This window comes from Paenisporosarcina antarctica (assembly GCF_004367585.1).
In the GTDB taxonomy this organism is placed as follows: domain Bacteria; phylum Bacillota; class Bacilli; order Bacillales_A; family Planococcaceae; genus Paenisporosarcina; species Paenisporosarcina antarctica.
Window position 1 is genome coordinate 2,869,308 of sequence record NZ_CP038015.1, and the last position, 16,551, is coordinate 2,885,858.

Below are 16,551 nucleotides of genomic sequence, written 5' to 3' on the forward strand. Positions count from 1 at the left end.
CCGTTGCTTTCCGTTCCAGCGCACTTTCATGTTTCGAAGCTAGCAGAGCGATGCAGAAACAGATGGACGCTTTCCGCGGGCACGGCTTCAGCCTCCTCGTCGCGAAAAACACGCTCCTGTGGGGTCTTCAGCTCGCGCTTTTCCCGCTGGAGTCGCCATCTTGCACTCCAAGCAACTAAAATTGTACGTTTAAAAATGGATAAGAATATATGAATTGCCTGATCCAGTGAGATGCTTAAAAGTGGGATTATGCTGCTTTTGAGCGTAATTGTTTTTGTTCGCTTTGTTTATCAGCTGGTTTTAATTTAAAGGGTAAAATAAATCGGTTTTTGTAATTCTGTAAATTTCTATATCCATAATTGACATGATTCAATACTTTGATTTTATTTTTAGTCCCTTCAATTCTTCCGTTATTGTAAGGGTAAATAAAGCTGTTTTCTATGATCGGAAGATGTTTTCTTAACGTTTTTAAGCTTGTTCTCATATAACTTGAAATTAAAGGTGAAACAGGTCTAGTTAAACCAGTCTCTAATGCCTTGAAATCCTTATCAGACATAGATTTTAGAAGTTCTTGATAGAGCCTATGGATGATGGTTTTGGTCGACTTTTATTCTACAAGGAATCTCATCTATCTGAACTTATGTTTCCTATATTTTCTTAGCTGATTGGAGTGCAGAGCGGCGACTCCGGTGGGATTAGCGTGACAGGTGAGACCCCACAGGAGCACGGTTTTCGCGACGAGGAGGCTCACCGCACGCCCCACGGAAAGCGTCCGCTCGGAACGGAAATCAGCGTGTATCAGGCTTTTTTTAATTTCATAGATATTAATAAAAAAATGACATTAGTGAAATTCCATCCCTTTCTCCTATTTATCGAGAAGGGGATGGAATTTCACCAACGTCATATATTGAACAACCTTTTTTCAGTAGCTTCCAAAAAGGAGTGAACTCTTTTTTAAGTTCACTCCTTAGTAAATCATTATTTATTTTACATAACAGATGAATTGTCTATCTTTCGCAACAGATGATCTTCAATTTCTTTCCATTTAAAGTTATTAACACATGTATCCAAAGTCTCTCTAATTGTCTCATCATCCGTCGAATATACTTGCAAATACTCGGTTGCGTGGAAGATTTCTTCCTTATAGCGAGCTACTATTCCATCTACAGAGATATGGTTTGCTTCATTCGAATCTCGGAATTTTTTCACATCATAAATTTCATCACCCGCATGTTCAGGTTCGTATTCATGCGGGCTTGTGCTATCAAAAAGAATCGTCTGAAGTTCTGGCAACCATACATAGTCAATGCTATTGCAATCAAGACCACACCAACCCCATTGTGTATCAAGACCCAAACTCTCTGCTTTTTCTGCAAAGCGTTTCATCAATGTGGACTTCCCACTGCCTGGATAGCCTTTAATAAATATTCGTCTTTTAACACCTTTTGTCAGTGAATCAAAATAATCTTTTGCACCTTCAGGAGTTAATGTTCCCATTAATCTATGTGTACGTTGAGGTGTTTTATTAAATTTTAAAGTGGTAAATGTTTCATTCAACAGTGCTTCTGCTTGAGCATCAAACCCGCTCCAATCCATTCCACTGATGTATGGAACTTCCCATTCATCATGAAGATTTTTTGCGTTTGTCATGGTCTGTAATGCTTTATCAAGCCATTGTTCGCTATGCAATGTTTTTTCTCGTAAAAATTCACCGTGTTCGCGCAGCTTATTTTCATCATAAGCCTCATAAAATGATACAACATGATGGGTAGTTCCATAAAATTTCGGTTCAAATGATATTGGGTGGGAAGCTTGAATAAATAAAATACGACTTCCTTTTACAAAAGTGGCTTCTATTGTATCGGCGTGCAATGGATCGTAAAACCACTCAATATCGTATCCTCGTTTTACATAATGATAGCCAACTTGTTTAAATAAATCGGACAATTTAAATGTAGGTGGAGATTTAATAAAATATACTTTTCGTGCTTCGCTAATTAAATCTGAATAAATATTTTTTACTCCTTGACCGGTAAAAGCTCGTCCAAATTGATGCGTTATAGTTCCGTTCATATAATCATCCCTTTCATTGTGTAGCTTCGAATCTACTATATGAAAGAATTAGTGAATATATGAAAAAGAAGTTGTTTACTATTTAGGTAGTTCGGTTAATTTTAATATCCAATTCTGCGAAAGTATAAGGGTGTAATGAACGATATAACCAAGAGTTAATGCAATAATGACAGTACCCACACCAATCGGTCCTCCGAGAAGCCATCCAAAGATTGCTACAACAACTTCGAGTAACGTTCTTACTCGTTTAACAGTCCATCCTGTCTTTTCCATGAGGATGAGCATGAGTGAATCACGTGGGCCTGCTCCAACATTTGAAGCAATGTACATGCCAACCCCAAGCCCCATCACACCTACTCCACTAATGAATAATACTGTTTGCACTGTCGGATGTGATACAGCTGGTAGTAACCAAAGGAATACATCAGTAAATAAACCAACTAATATCATATTTAACCACGTGCCAATAAGAGGCCATCGTTTCGAATAGAGTGACGTTCCCAACACTAATAATAAGCCACTTAAAATTGACCACATACCAATGGATAGCCCAAAATTTATAAATAATCCTACATGGAATACATCCCATGGAGCTATGCCGAGTAAATTCCCTCTAATTGTTAATGCAATGCCTAGTGCTAAAAACATCATTCCAACCATAAAAAAACTCCATCGTATGTAAAAAACCTTTACCATGTCAAAAATCCTTCTCTCTATAAAAAATCCACTCATGCAGAGCATGAATGGATTTGAATTCTATTACCTATAGTATAACAGTCAAATGTTTTTCGTATATCGAAATTTAGTGTTGTTATGTTAGAGAAGTATAAACTCCATTTATGCAGATCAATAAATCAGTTGGTTTTAGATGAATTTGCATGCCAATTTTCCCAGCACTTACAATCATCATTTCAAGTTCTTTCGCCGACTCATCGATGAATGTTGGAAATATCTTTTTCATGCCGAGTGGTGAGCATCCACCACGAATATACCCTGTTAATCCCAGTATATCTTTTACAGCAACCATCTCCACTTTCTTTTCACTAACTGCTTTTGCTGCAGCTTTCAAATTTAGTTCTTGTGCAACCGGAACTAAGAATACGAATATTTTTCCTGGACCTGCAGTAGCAACAAGTGTTTTAAAGACTTTTTCGACTGGTTGCCCTATTTTTAGTGAAACCGAAATCCCATCAATTTGTCCATCATTCACAACATATTCAAACAACTCATAATAAACTTTTTGTTGATCGAGCAAGCGAACTGCATTGGTTTTTGCTGGTTTATGAGACTTTGCCATAGACATTTCCTCGTTTCAAAAAAATCTCTTCTCCTTACTCTTTATTCATTAGTTTCTTCAACGCTTCGGCCATGGCTGTATTTTGTGGTTCGTCTTGCTGCTTCAAGAATTTCTGTACATCTTTTTTGTTTACTTTACCGCCACCCGAAGTTTCTCGGCGTTTTTCAAATGCTGACAGTTTTTCACGATGCCCGCATGAGCAAACAAAAATTTTGCCATCCCCTTCACCACGCATTTCCAGTTTTTTGTGACACACTGGACAACGTGCATTGGTTTGCATGGACACTGATTTTTTGTAGCCACATTCACGGTCTTGGCACACAAGCATTTTCCCACGTTTGCCGTTGACTTCGAGCAAACCTTTTCCGCAAGTTGGACATGCTTTCCCTGTAATGTTGTCATGTTTATACTTTTGATCACTTTGTTTAATTTGAGTGACGACTTTTTTCGAAAACATGACCATGTCTCTCATAAATTGTTCTTTTTTCATCGTACCTTTGGCAATTTTCGTTAATCGTTGTTCCCACTCTCCTGTTAAGGATGGAGATTTCAAATCTTCTGGGACCAATTCTAAAAGCTGTCTGCCTTTTGACGTTGTATAAATATCTTTGCCTTTCTTTTCCATCACAAAGCTATTAAATAACTTTTCAATAACATCTGCACGTGTTGCGACAGTTCCAAGTCCACCCGTTTCCACGGCTGTTTTAATAATGTCTTTTGATTCTCCCGCCATAAATGCTGAAGGATTTTCCATCGCAGCCAGTAAAGTACCTTCATTGAAACGTGCAGGCGGTTTTGTTTCCCCTTGCGTCATGGTGATGGCGCGTATATCAATGGTTTGCCCTTTTTCTACTGGTGGCAATGTACTTTCTGAGTCACTATCTTTATCTTGTTGATAGACACTTTTCCATCCTTGATCGCGAACCGTTTTCCCTTTTGCCGTGAAGTTTTCTCCACTCACTTCGAGCGTTATAACGGTTTGATCATAGGCATGAGGTGGCAAAAACACTGCTAAAAATCGTTTGACGATCATGTCATACAATTTTCGCTCTTTGTCTGATAAATCCTGCATATTTGGAGACTGCTCAGTTGGAATAATTGCATGATGATCACTGACACGTGCATCATCGATTACCCCTTTTTGAGGTTGGATATTGTTAGAGCGTAATATGCTGTTTGTCGCAGCTCGATATGGTTGTAAATCAACAGCTTTAACTCGATCTATTAACGTCGACTTCATATCACTTGTTAAATGCTTTGAGTCAGTACGTGGATAGGTCACTATTTTATGGCGTTCATATAGACCTTGCAAGGTAGATAAGGTTTCTTTCGCTGACCATCCGAACAGTCGATGCCCTTCTTTTTGAAGTTCCGTCAAATCAAATAATGGCGGTGCTGGCTGTTTTTTTGGTGCTGTTTGTATAGACGAAATCTTACCTACTTTATTAGCGTCTAATTTTTGAAGTACTTGATCTACTTGTTCCTTATTAAAATTGCTCGTTTGGTTGTTTAAACCAAATGACCAAGTATAGGTTGCTTCTTGCGTGATTGCTTGTAAACCGTAAAATGGCTTGGATATAAAATCACGAATTTGCTTTTCTCGCGTTGCAATTATCGCAAGTGTCGGCGTTTGTACACGTCCCGTTGATAATTGCGCGTTGTATTTCACAGTCAATGCACGAGTTGCGTTAATTCCGACTACCCAATCCGCTTCCGCTCTCGCAACTGCCGCTTCATATAAATGTTCATACGCACGACCGTCTTTTAGTTCACGGAATCCTTTTAGGATGGCTTGATCGGTAACTGAAGATATCCATAATCGCTTGACGGGTTTACGACTTTTCGCTTTTTCTAAAATCCAACGAGCGACAAGCTCTCCCTCACGCCCTGCATCTGTTGCAATAATAATTTCGTTAACATCCGTTCTATTTAGTTGTGCTTTGACCGCGTTAAATTGTTTCATGGTTTGTTTAATAGGCACCAGTTTGAATGGTTGTGGCAATATTGGTAAGTCCTCAAGTTTCCATTCTTTAAAGCTGTTATCGTATTGTTCTGGATCAGCATGAGTGACTAAGTGACCGAGTGCCCATGTAACAATATATTGTGTGCCTTCTAAAAAGCCGTTTCCTTTTTTATGACAACCGAGGACGCGAGCAATATCGCGTGCTACGGATGGTTTTTCTGCAAGTACTACTGATTTAGACAAATTGTCCGCCCCTCTCTTCTATATTCCATTATAACGGAAACTAGCCGAAGCTGTTTTTTCGTGGATCTATTGGTTATGGTTCTTTGTCAAATGTTGCTTTCCGTTCCAGCGTACTTTCATGTTTCGAAGCTAGCGTAGCGATGCAGAAACAGATGGACGCTTTCCGCGGGCACGGCTTCAGCCTCCTCGTCGCGAAAAACACGCTCCTGTGGGATCTTCAGCTCGCGCTTTTCCCGCTGGAAAAATATTGGACGAACTGTCATTCGGCCAATATCTTTGCGACGAGTAACCGCAGGAGCACATGTTTTCTCGCCATCTTGCACTCCAAGCAACTAAAATTGCACGTTAAAATTGGATAAGAATATATATATTGCCTGATCCAGTGAAATGCTTAAAAGTAGGATTATGCTGTTTTTGAACGATAGTGTTTTGGTAGTGAAACTATAATTACACGCTTTACATATGAAACGTTTTTTTCAAAAGTAAATAGGTTGGATTTACACCAGTAATCCGTAAGGGCATTTGAGATGATCGAGTCCCATTTTTATAAACTGTATAGTCAACGTTTCTGACACCGTACCCATCGTAATGTTTGAGTCTTAAATATCGAGTAAAGATTTAATACTAGTAGAATGTAACAAGTGAGTTCCCTCCTGGAAAATGGTTTTGGTCGACTAATATTCTACAGCGAGTCTCACTTGTTTTCTATATTTATCTGAACTTATGTTTCCTATATTCTCTAAGCTGATTGGAGTGCAGAGCGGCGACTCCGGTGGGATTAGCGTGACAGGTGAGACCCCACAGGAGCACGGTTTTTGCGACGAGGAGGCTCACCGCACGCCCCACGGAACGCGTCCGCTCGGAACGGAAATCAGCGTGTATCCAACAAAAAGCCACTTCGTCGACTATACGAAGTGGCTTTTTTCCTCAATGTTTATCAATCGTTTCTTTTGATAAGTTTTTTCCCATTTCCGCATATTGCACAAACACGCGTGCTAGTTCGCGTAGACGGTCATGTACATCTTGATCGACAATTACATTTCCTTCACCAAAGTGATGGGTCGTTGTGTACACATAGTTTGGTGTAACAAGACAACGGAAGTAATCAAGAATTGGCTTTAATTGATTTTCAACAACTAAATGATGTTGATGAGTCCCACCATTAGCAACAATAGACACAGGTTTATAGCGCATCGTGCGTGGATGCAATAAATCAAACGTATTTTTCAAGACACCCGGAATGGATCCTTGGAAAATCGGCGTAGCTAACACATAGCCTTCTGCTTCTTCAAACTTACGCACGAGGAGACGCATGTCATCATTGTATTTTTCAAGTGGGCGTCCATCGACGAATTGATGTTCAAAATCAGATAGCTTCAGGATTTCAAGTTTTAACTCTCCATTTAACTGTTCAATATATACTTTCACTTGCTCTAAAATAGCTCCAGTTTTAGACCCAATAATTGTCCCGTCTATCAGTAGAATTTTCATGTTTCATCCTCCTTACATTCTTTCTTATATGGTTATTGTATCAAAAAGCATGGACTTGCCCTAAGCATTGAGTTCTATTTAACTAAAGTTCATTCTTTAGGCTGAACTTTGTTAAGCGGTGTGCTGCTTCAATTCAATGTATCTATGAAGAGTGAATCAAACATGCAAGTACCTTGAGATTAATTTTTTTAGCTTATTTTATTTGAGCAATTACTTCAGACTCATATATCGCTACGGTTCTAGATTGTGGTTCTAATGCCTTTTGCATCATTGCAAATGCCACTTGCTTCGCTTCGATTGCTTGATATTTCTTTAATGGTCCAATGAAAAAAGATTTTAATAGTTTCATCATCGTTGCCCCAAATTGTTCGCCTAAACGAAACTCTTGGCGATCACCTATTAATAAAGAAGGTCTAAATATAGACACATGTGGAAGCGATAGCTCGGATACTTTTTCTTCCATAGCCCCTTTGACTCGGTTGTAGTGAACTGAGGATTTCGGGTTTGCGCCCATTGCTGAAATGACCAACATATGGTTCACGCCTTGTAACTGCGCATTTTTCCCCATTTCAACGGGAGCGACTAAGTCCACTTTCTCAAATGCCTCTTTTGAACCTGCTTTCTTCTTTGTCGACCCTAAACAACAAAAGAAATCATGGACCCCTTCGAAGTCATTATTTGTTACTTGATCTAGATTTTTTATTTTTGTTACTAATTTTGGATGACTATAGGAAAATTCTTTACGGACAATGATTATTACCTTTTTGTATGCTTCATTCTCACAAAGAAACTTGACCAAATGTGAACCTGTAAGGCCTGATGCACCAGCTACTATTGCTGTTTTGTTTCCCAAAATCAACACTCCATTCTTAATGGCCTACTAGTTTAAGTTTACCATATGAACATGCAAATTCTGAACATTTACTCATACGGAGTAACTATTTCCCATACGTTAAATAGAAGATGAAAGGTGGGAATGAAATGAGTAACCAAATTCAACAAAAGACCATTTTATTTACGATCGGGCGTGCTGGCTATCCTGTAACGAGATGTATACACTTAGCAAAATTGCTGGCATCTCACCGTATTCTATTTGCTGCTCCCGTGAAACAAACAGTGGTCCTTCAAACGCTCGATCAAAAAGGGTTTGCCCCTCTCTCATATGCAAGAAAAGCTGATTTGAAGGCATTACTAGAAGAATATGAACCCGATGTAGTCATTTCGGATGGCTGTGATACTGACATCGACGAAGGTAAACTTTTATCTTCACTCGTTCCGGTTACATTACATTTTGACGACTTTGGTGAAGGAGGAAAAACCGCAACGCGTGTCGTTCAATCCTTGTACCGTGAAGATCGTGAGCCAGTTCCTTCCCATTATGTAGTGGGACCAAGTGGATTTGTGGTTCCTGATGAATTAGAACCTTATGCAAATTCTGGTTTAAAACAAGTTACAACTCTTCCTCTTCCTCATGTCGTCGTGACATTTGCAGATGACGATGCAGATAACTTGTCGTATCGAACACTACGCCATTTATTACATTTACAAATTCCTCTTGCCATTACCGTCGCTCTTCATTCGAGTTATCATCATAGTCGCGATGATTTGAAATTAATGGCATTGGGACGCAAGCAAACGCGGATTGTAGAATGTGATGACCCAATCCAACTTATTAGTGAATCTGATTTAGTTATTTGCGATGCTAGCTTCACTCCTTACTACGTAGCTGTTATTGGTAAACCTTGTATTGTCATTGCGGAAGACGAAAAAGAAGCGCAACAAGCTTTTCCTAGAGAATCAAATGGTTTTATCTATTTAGGGCTTGGTCGCAAACTAAAACAATCCCATTTACAAAATGCCGTAATGGAGACGATTCTTCATCCAAAACGCAGTCTGCGTGCGGTTAAAAAACAATTAGCGTTAAAGTTACCTTTAAACAATCTCAACATGCAACAATTTTTAGAAAGAACCATACAAGAAGAAGCACGAGAAATCACCAAATAACCACAATATGTGATACAATATGATAAAAGAGGGTTTCTCTTATATGACTTTACAACAAATTAAAACACAAATTGCCGAATTAAAGATGGACTATATACGGTTGCAAGGTGATATGGAAAAGATGGAGTCCACTGGGCACCCTGCCATGATTGAACAAGCCGAGCAACGTTTAGGAAACATGGAAGTACAACTCGCAGAACTAAACAAAAAACTCGCGGCGCTGTAACAAGCCTGCGAGTTTTCTTTGTTCAGTTTCGGCTATCAGTATAAATAAAAAACATTTTCTTGCACCCTTTTTAGTGCAAGTTGCGTTTTTCTAATGGAGGAATGAAAACATGGCATTATTAACAGTTGATAATTTAGGTCACACATTTGGTGACCGTACACTATTTAAAGACGTATCATTCCGCTTAATTGAAGGAGAACACGTTGGATTAGTTGGAGCAAACGGTGTCGGTAAATCGACATTGATGAGCATTATAACAGGTGAAATCATTTATGATTCTGGTAAAGTGGAGTGGCTTCCAGGTACTCATTACGGTTATTTAGATCAACACACCCTTTTAGAACAAGGAAGATCTATGCGCGATACCTTGAGTGATGCGTTCTTGCCTCTTTACAAAAAAGAAGCAGAAATGAATGAAATCACTGGCAAAATGGGTGATGCAACACCTGAAGAATTAGAAGAGCTTCTCGAACAAATGGCAGATATTCAAGATGCGTTAGATGCAGGTGATTTTTATACACTTGACATGAAAATCGAAGAAATAGCACGTGGTCTTGGTTTAGATGCAATTGGACTAGACCGTGAAGTCTCTGCTCTTTCAGGTGGTCAACGTACGAAAGTATTGCTAGCTAAATTACTACTTGAAAAGCCAAAAGTATTGCTACTTGATGAGCCTACCAACTATTTAGATGAAGAACATATTGGCTGGTTAACGAATTATTTGAAGAGCTATCCTCACGCTTTTTTGCTTATTTCTCATGATACGGAATTTATGAATGGCATCGTAGACGTCATTTTCCAATTGGAATTCTCAAAACTGTCTCGCTTTACAGCGTCGTATGAAAAGTTCCTCGAGCTTGCAGAAATTAATAAACGTCAACATATTGATGCTTATGAAAAACAAAGAGATTTAATTAAGAAAACAGAAGACTTTATCGCAAAAAATAAAGCTCGTTACTCCACGACAGGACGTGCAAAATCTCGTCAGAAGCAACTTGATCGAATTGAGCGAATTGACCGTCCTGAAACAGCTGCGAAGCCTCAATTTGCCTTTAAAGAAACGCGTAGTCCAAGTCGTTATGTAGTGGAAGCAGAAAATTTAGTCATTGGCTATGATAAAGCCTTATTACCTCCCTTATCGTTTACAATAGAACGTGGTGAAAAAATTGCGCTCGTTGGTATGAACGGTGTTGGTAAATCGACGTTACTTAAAACGATGTTAGGCAAAGTCCCTGCACTCGGTGGTAATGTAAGACGTGGAGATTTCTTAACCACAACTTATTTCGAACAAGAAGTAAAAGCAGACAATGTAACACCGATTGAAGAGATTTGGAAAACGTATCCTAGTATGGAACAAAGCCAAGTACGAGCTGCATTAGCACGTACCGGTTTAAAAAATGAGCATATCTCACGACCAATGAAAAGTTTAAGTGGTGGCGAGCAAGCGAAAGTGCGTCTATGTAAGCTAATGATGGAAGAAAGCAATTGGATGCTTTTTGATGAACCTACAAACCATTTAGACATACATGCTAAAGAAGAACTAAAGCGTGCCATGACTGCATATAAAGGTACGATTGTATTAGTTAGTCATGAACCGGATTTTTATGAAGATTTAGTTACGAAAGTATGGAATGTTGAAGACTGGTTCCAAACCGGTGTCCATGTAGAAGAATCAAAATAAGCTAAAAGGCCGCTGAAGTTCAGCGGCCTTTTTTCTGAGAGTTTTAACTCTATCTTGTATATACCGCGGTTATCGAGAATCGTTATTCGACATTTCCATTTCGCACGAGGATACCTCGTATTCACAGCGCTTAATCTAGGATTGACTTTATCCGAACCAATTTAACGCTCTTACATATAGCCATTCCATTCCCCAACAAATAAAGTTACAGGGGTTTTTCATGTTAATATGTTGTTACTTTTATTGATTTTTGTAATGTATAAATCCAGCGTTGCCACCACGTGAAGTCATCTTGAAACTCTTCCTTGTCCACTGTGTACATAGCGTCTTCATTGTTCCAAATACGTTCAAAATAGTCTTCCATTTCACCGACGAATTCACTGTCATTTGGCGCGACGACCCGCATATTGCTTTCAAGGTTATAATTATCAAGTGTACGGTCCGTATAGTTTCCAGATCCACTTGAAATCACCGTTTGGTCGTCTGTTTGAATCCAAATTGCCTTTGCATGGTACTGTCCAATTACGGTATTGTACCAACGAACGTTTATCTTGCCTTTCGTATCTTCCACCATCTCTTGGACGACAGGACGATTCGGCAATCCTGATTTTTGTTGGCCAAATGAGTTTTCGTTTGGATCCAAAATCATATTAACTTCAACTCCACGATTTGCTGCATCGATCAAGGCATTAACGATATCGCGTTTTGCTATGAAGAACATACCGAGCCATATTTTATCGCCTTTTTCAGTAATAGCCAAATCTGCAAGTAAAGCGTCCAAAATCTTTTTCTCCGTTACATATTGAACTTCATATTCCCCGTCACTTTCTTCCACTTTTGCACGCGGAAGTTCAGGTCCACCAGAGAATAATGAAACTGCTTCTTCAGCTTCTAAAATATCATTTATAATTGGTCCTGTTACTTTTAATGCAATGTTACCGTGGAATCCACTTGCATCGTGAGGATTCGAAGACGTCACCATGGCTTCTTTGTCTGTCACTACTACTTTTCGATGGTTTGCTTTTATGTTTAGTAGTGTCATATATGACGCGATTGTCATTTTAGGCGCTTCGCTCGCCGTCGCATTCGCAATCCAACCTTTCCCACCTATATCAAACCATTGGAAGAACGTACGGTGAATTCCTGAATAAATAGGTATAGAGTCGCGCAGTTGGTCTAAATCGGTATATACAATTTCAACTCCGGCATCTCGCATTTTTTTAAACCATTCATTCTCATATGATCCATAGCCACGATTAAGTGGATCAGTAATAAACACCACTGGCATATTAGGATTTTCTCTCTTTTTATTTGCTAGTGTTGTAGATAGCGTGTCCGCAATTTTAGGGAAATCTACTTTCTCATCGTAATATCCGTCAAACGAGAAAAAATCAACGACAACAAAGTCATCTGCTTCTTTAATCATTGTATTCACTGCATCAAAAATATGGTTTTCATGCACCATGTCCTTGCCTTTTTGATCTTGCGCATACGTCAAATCCGTAATAAAGTCTACTGCATCTGTTTTATGTAACTCTCCATCATACGAAACACCTTGTGGCAATGGTTTAAATGTGTGCCACAAAATAACAGCAATATAAATAAGGGACAATACGCCTAAAGAACCTATAACAATGCGTTTTCTTTTGCTCCATTGTTTGCGTGTTTTGCTGACCATATACGTTCCCCCTTTGAAACTTTGTCGTTTATAATTCCGTTATTCCCTTGTTGGTGCATCAGCAAACCAGATGAAACTTCTAATTCCCTAAATTTTATTAGGAATAAAGAGCAATTTTTAATTCCAGTATTTAACTATTACAACGTGGAACGTAATTTTTACAACCAAGGTTCTCAATATTACTACGTGAACTTCAATTTTTACAACGTCACCTTCTTTAATTACAACTGAGTTTTTAACCGCTTATTTTATCTCCTTAAACACAAAAAAATCACAGTCAAAGTGACTGTGATTTCATTATGCAGGCAGATATTCGACTGCATTAGTATCCGCTATCATCATTTCTTTTAAGCGCTGTTTTGCACGGAACAGACGCGATTTAACAGTCCCAATCGACACTTTCATCAATGCTGCAATTTCAACTAGTGAATATTGATATACATAAAAGTATAGTACTGTTGTTTTGTATATGTGATCAAGCGCAGCAATTTTTTGCTGAACCATTTGCGACAAATCGTCTTTTTCAAGCATATCTTCTGTACTTAGTGCGTGGCTTGGTATTAAATCAAGTACGGGAACATCTAGTTGTTCCGGTTGATTTAAAATATGCTTGCTACGACGTACCGTTTTACGGTAGCGATCGCGGAAAGTGTTCAAACATATTGTTGTTAACCAAGCCTTAACATGATCAACATCTTTTATGTATGCTTGATAGCGTACAACCTTAACCCACACTTCTTGCATTAAGTCTTCGGCTTCTGTTTGATTACGCGTTAACTTTAAACATAAGTGATATATATAACGCTGATATTCTTCGTAAACTTTCTCTAATGGCTCGTTCATACGGTTCGTCCTCCGTTCGTTTTTGCTGTTAACTATATATTGCCAAAAACGAACCTTACTCTCTATCGTATTCACTTTCATATTTCTTACATATGTGTAAGGTTGAAACGCGCAGAGCGCCAATCAGAGATTTTGTACAACCTGGATCCTTACTGCATCAACTTGGAAGCACACTCCGTCGAGAAGAATTCTGTCAACCTGGAAAATGTCCAAAACAAGAAAAAAGTGTTAAATGACGATTAGTCATTCAACACTTCTTCATTGTCTTTAATTGTGACTGTTAATTGTAAAATACGGTTACGATCCATTAAATTCACTTCAAAATGAAGATTATCATAACTAAACTGCTCACCGTTTTCTGGCATATGTCCCAACTGTTCCAAAACAAATCCACCGATTGTATCATGATCATTTGGAACTTTAACTTTGAACATTTCGTTTACGTCTTCAATTTCTAATCGACCATGACAAATGAGACGAGTTTCATTCATTTCATAGACTAAAACATCTTCGTCTTCATCTGATTCATCTTCAATTTCTTGACCAATCATTTCTTCAATAATGTCTTCATGCGTCACGATTCCAAGAGTACCACCATATTCATCAAGGACGATCGCCATATGTTTTTTCTTCGTAAGCATTTGTTTGAAGACTTTTTCAACACTCACAGATTGAACAACAAACAATGGTTCACGGTCAATTAATTCGTGCATTTCCATTGTAGGGTCCATCGACCATTCAATCAGCGTTTTTGAATAAAACATTCCCACAATATGATCCATACTTTCTTCATATACTGGGTAGCGCGTGTAATAATGTTCCAAAATAATATCACGTGCTTCTTCATATGTAGAGTTCATTTGAATACCGACTATTTCTGTACGATGAGTTTCTAGTACATCTTCAACGTCTTTATGAGGGAAATCTAGAACCCCTTTTAATCGTTCAGACTCATCTTCTTGGAATGTACCTTCTGTTGATGCGATATCTACCATCGTTCGCAGTTCTTCTTTTGTTAAAGTTGCTTGTTTAATTGTGCCCTTAGAGATAATACGAATGAAAATATTTGTAAACTTCGCAATTAAAAATGTGATGGGGCGAAGAATTTGAACAAGAAATGCAATAATCGGTGCTACTATATACGAAATGCGATCTGAAAATGTAACAGCAATTGTTTTTGGAAGTACTTCACCAAAAATGATAATAGTTACTGTTAATATTGTCGTCGCAATTGCGATATTCCAATTATACTTCAATACAATAAATGTCAATAATATAGGCATCAAAATGTTAACAATATTATTTCCTATTAAAATTGTCGTAATCATACGGTCCGGCTTAGCGAGTAACATGAGGAGTTTTTGCGACATTCGGTCCCCATGCTCAGCACGAAGCTGAACCTTCATCCTATTGACTGCTGTTAGTGCTGTTTCACTTCCCGAGAAGAAAAGTGATAAAACTAAACAAATGGCTAAACTTAAAAATTCCATTAACCGTGTTTCCTCCTATGAGTCAAAAAAATTCCCGCTCAATTTCTAGTAGTCTCATCATATCATATTGTGAATTTTAACGTCTCTTTTGTGACTCTATAAATCAATGTGCTATACTATTTCCATTATCGAAACTTTGCGAAAAGAGGAATTTTATGAGTCATTTACAATCATTAAATACTTATTTTGAAACGAAAAGAGAAGTACATTTAGACGAATTAAAACAATTTTTACGTATTCCAAGTATCAGTGCAATCTCAGCTCATAAACAAGACATGAAAACGGCTGCTGAATGGTTAGCTGACTCTATGAAAAAAATCGGATTAGAAAACATTTCAATTGATGAAACAAAAGGACAACCCGTTGTTTATGCAGATTGGTTACATGCAGAGGGACTGCCTACTATTTTAGTTTATGGACATTATGACGTACAACCTGTGGACCCATTAAATTTGTGGGAAACGGAACCTTTTGACCCTCAAATTCGTGACAATAAATTGTTTGCACGTGGTGCGAGTGATGATAAAGGACAAGTTTACATGCACCTAAAAGCAATTGAAGCTTTATTGCAAACGGATGGCAAGCTTCCAGTAAATGTGAAATTCTGTATCGAAGGTGAAGAAGAAATTGGTAGTCCTAACTTACCTGACTATTTAATGACGAATACAGATAAACTTGCTGCAGATATTATCGTTATTTCTGATACTGGTATGCAAGGGCCTGGGGAACCAGCTGTTTGTTATGGTTTACGCGGTTTGGCTGGTGTTCAAATTGAAGTTAAAGGTGCAAAAAGTGACCTTCACTCTGGGCTCTACGGTGGCGGAGTTCAAAATGCGATTCATGCATTAGTAGAAGTACTTGATTCTTTCCGTGATGAAGAAGGAACGATTCAAGTAGAAGGTTTCTACGACAACGTTATCCCCCTTAAAGATGAAGAACGTACAGCATATGCTTCACTTAATTTTGATGAAGATGCTTTAAAAGCTGAGCTTGGTGTAGACGCTTTATTTGGTGAAAAGGGTTATACCTATACAGAGCAAACATGGGCTCGACCAACTTTAGAAATCAATGGTGTTTTTGGTGGATTCTCTGGTGAAGGTATTAAAACAGTACTTCCTGCTGAAGCTGGCGCTAAAATCACGTGTCGCTTAGTACCCAATCAAGATCCAGATGAAATTGTAGCGAAATTAACAGCACATATCGAAAAATATAAACCAATTGGTGTGTCAGTTGAAATAACAGAGTTTGATAAAGGTAAACCATTTATCACGCCATTTGATCACCCAGCAATTCAAGCTGCAGGCCGTTCTTATGAAAAAATATACAATGTGCCAACAGCTTATATTCGCGGTGGAGGCTCGATTCCTATCGTCGCTGCATTTGATGAAATTTTAGGTCTTCCTGTAGTGCTTATGGGCTTCGGACTATCTTCTGAAAACATCCATGCACCAAATGAGCATTTCCATTTAGAAAACTTTGATCAAGGGCTTCGGGTGATTGGCGATTACTATTATGAAATCGCTCAATTTACTAAAGAGGATTTGAAGAAGTAAGAAAATGAA

The 16,551-nt window shown here is 38.4% G+C and carries 14 protein-coding genes; 4 read left to right on the forward strand and 10 right to left on the reverse strand.

The window, feature by feature from the left end:
- Positions 1-247 precede the first annotated feature (247 nt).
- The 7 genes from E2636_RS13890 to E2636_RS13920 form a co-directional block, all read right to left on the reverse strand.
- Entirely contained in the window at positions 248-556 is a 309-nt protein-coding gene (locus E2636_RS13890) for a transposase (protein WP_134210727.1), read from the reverse strand.
- 431 nt (positions 557-987) lie between these two features.
- Entirely contained in the window at positions 988-2,073 is a 1,086-nt protein-coding gene (locus E2636_RS13895) for a hypothetical protein (protein WP_134210728.1), read from the reverse strand.
- 78 nt (positions 2,074-2,151) lie between these two features.
- The gene (locus E2636_RS13900; protein WP_134210729.1) at positions 2,152-2,733 is read right to left on the reverse strand and encodes a YczE/YyaS/YitT family protein; all 582 of its coding nucleotides are present in this window, start codon (positions 2,731-2,733) and stop codon (positions 2,152-2,154) included.
- A gap of 151 nt (positions 2,734-2,884) precedes the next feature.
- On the reverse strand, positions 2,885-3,370 hold the full coding sequence (gene ybaK / locus E2636_RS13905) for a Cys-tRNA(Pro) deacylase (RefSeq protein ID WP_134210730.1): 486 nt from the start codon (positions 3,368-3,370) through the stop codon (positions 2,885-2,887).
- Positions 3,371-3,404: 34 nt separating this feature from the next.
- Positions 3,405-5,576: a DNA topoisomerase III gene (locus E2636_RS13910; protein WP_134210731.1), complete on the reverse strand. Its 2,172-nt coding sequence runs from the start codon at positions 5,574-5,576 to the stop codon at positions 3,405-3,407.
- A gap of 927 nt (positions 5,577-6,503) precedes the next feature.
- Positions 6,504-7,067 carry an NADPH-dependent FMN reductase gene (locus E2636_RS13915; protein WP_134210732.1) on the reverse strand — a complete coding sequence of 188 codons (564 nt, stop codon included), beginning with the start codon at positions 7,065-7,067 and terminating at the stop codon, positions 6,504-6,506.
- A 193-nt stretch (positions 7,068-7,260) separates the two neighbouring features.
- Positions 7,261-7,929 (reverse strand): NAD-dependent epimerase/dehydratase family protein, encoded by a 669-nt coding sequence (locus E2636_RS13920; RefSeq protein ID WP_243840652.1) that lies wholly within the window; start codon positions 7,927-7,929, stop codon positions 7,261-7,263.
- Between the two features lie 119 nt (positions 7,930-8,048).
- On the opposite strand from E2636_RS13920, the gene E2636_RS13925 reads away from it, so the two are divergent.
- The 3 genes from E2636_RS13925 (at position 8,049) to E2636_RS13935 (ending at position 10,978) form a co-directional block, all read left to right on the forward strand.
- On the forward strand, positions 8,049-9,071 hold the full coding sequence (locus tag E2636_RS13925) for a hypothetical protein (RefSeq protein WP_134210734.1): 1,023 nt from the start codon (positions 8,049-8,051) through the stop codon (positions 9,069-9,071).
- A 43-nt stretch (positions 9,072-9,114) separates the two neighbouring features.
- The gene (locus E2636_RS13930) at positions 9,115-9,297 is read left to right on the forward strand and encodes an SE1832 family protein (protein WP_134210735.1); all 183 of its coding nucleotides are present in this window, start codon (positions 9,115-9,117) and stop codon (positions 9,295-9,297) included.
- A 109-nt stretch (positions 9,298-9,406) separates the two neighbouring features.
- Entirely contained in the window at positions 9,407-10,978 is a 1,572-nt protein-coding gene (locus E2636_RS13935; RefSeq protein WP_134210736.1) for an ABC-F family ATP-binding cassette domain-containing protein, read from the forward strand.
- A 223-nt stretch (positions 10,979-11,201) separates the two neighbouring features.
- On the opposite strand, the gene E2636_RS13940 is transcribed toward E2636_RS13935, so the two are convergent.
- The 3 genes from E2636_RS13940 to E2636_RS13950 all read right to left on the reverse strand — a co-directional run bounded on the left by E2636_RS13940 (position 11,202) and on the right by E2636_RS13950 (position 14,989).
- Complete coding sequence (locus E2636_RS13940; protein WP_134210737.1) at positions 11,202-12,656, reverse strand: phospholipase D family protein; 1,455 nt, start codon at positions 12,654-12,656, stop codon at positions 11,202-11,204.
- 297 nt (positions 12,657-12,953) lie between these two features.
- The gene (locus tag E2636_RS13945) at positions 12,954-13,499 is read right to left on the reverse strand and encodes an RNA polymerase sigma factor (protein WP_134210738.1); all 546 of its coding nucleotides are present in this window, start codon (positions 13,497-13,499) and stop codon (positions 12,954-12,956) included.
- Positions 13,500-13,738: 239 nt separating this feature from the next.
- Complete coding sequence (locus E2636_RS13950; protein ID WP_134210739.1) at positions 13,739-14,989, reverse strand: hemolysin family protein; 1,251 nt, start codon at positions 14,987-14,989, stop codon at positions 13,739-13,741.
- A gap of 155 nt (positions 14,990-15,144) precedes the next feature.
- Between E2636_RS13950 and E2636_RS13955 the strand changes: the two genes are divergently transcribed.
- Complete coding sequence (locus E2636_RS13955; protein ID WP_134210740.1) at positions 15,145-16,542, forward strand: dipeptidase; 1,398 nt, start codon at positions 15,145-15,147, stop codon at positions 16,540-16,542.
- The last annotated feature ends 9 nt before the right edge of the window (positions 16,543-16,551 follow it).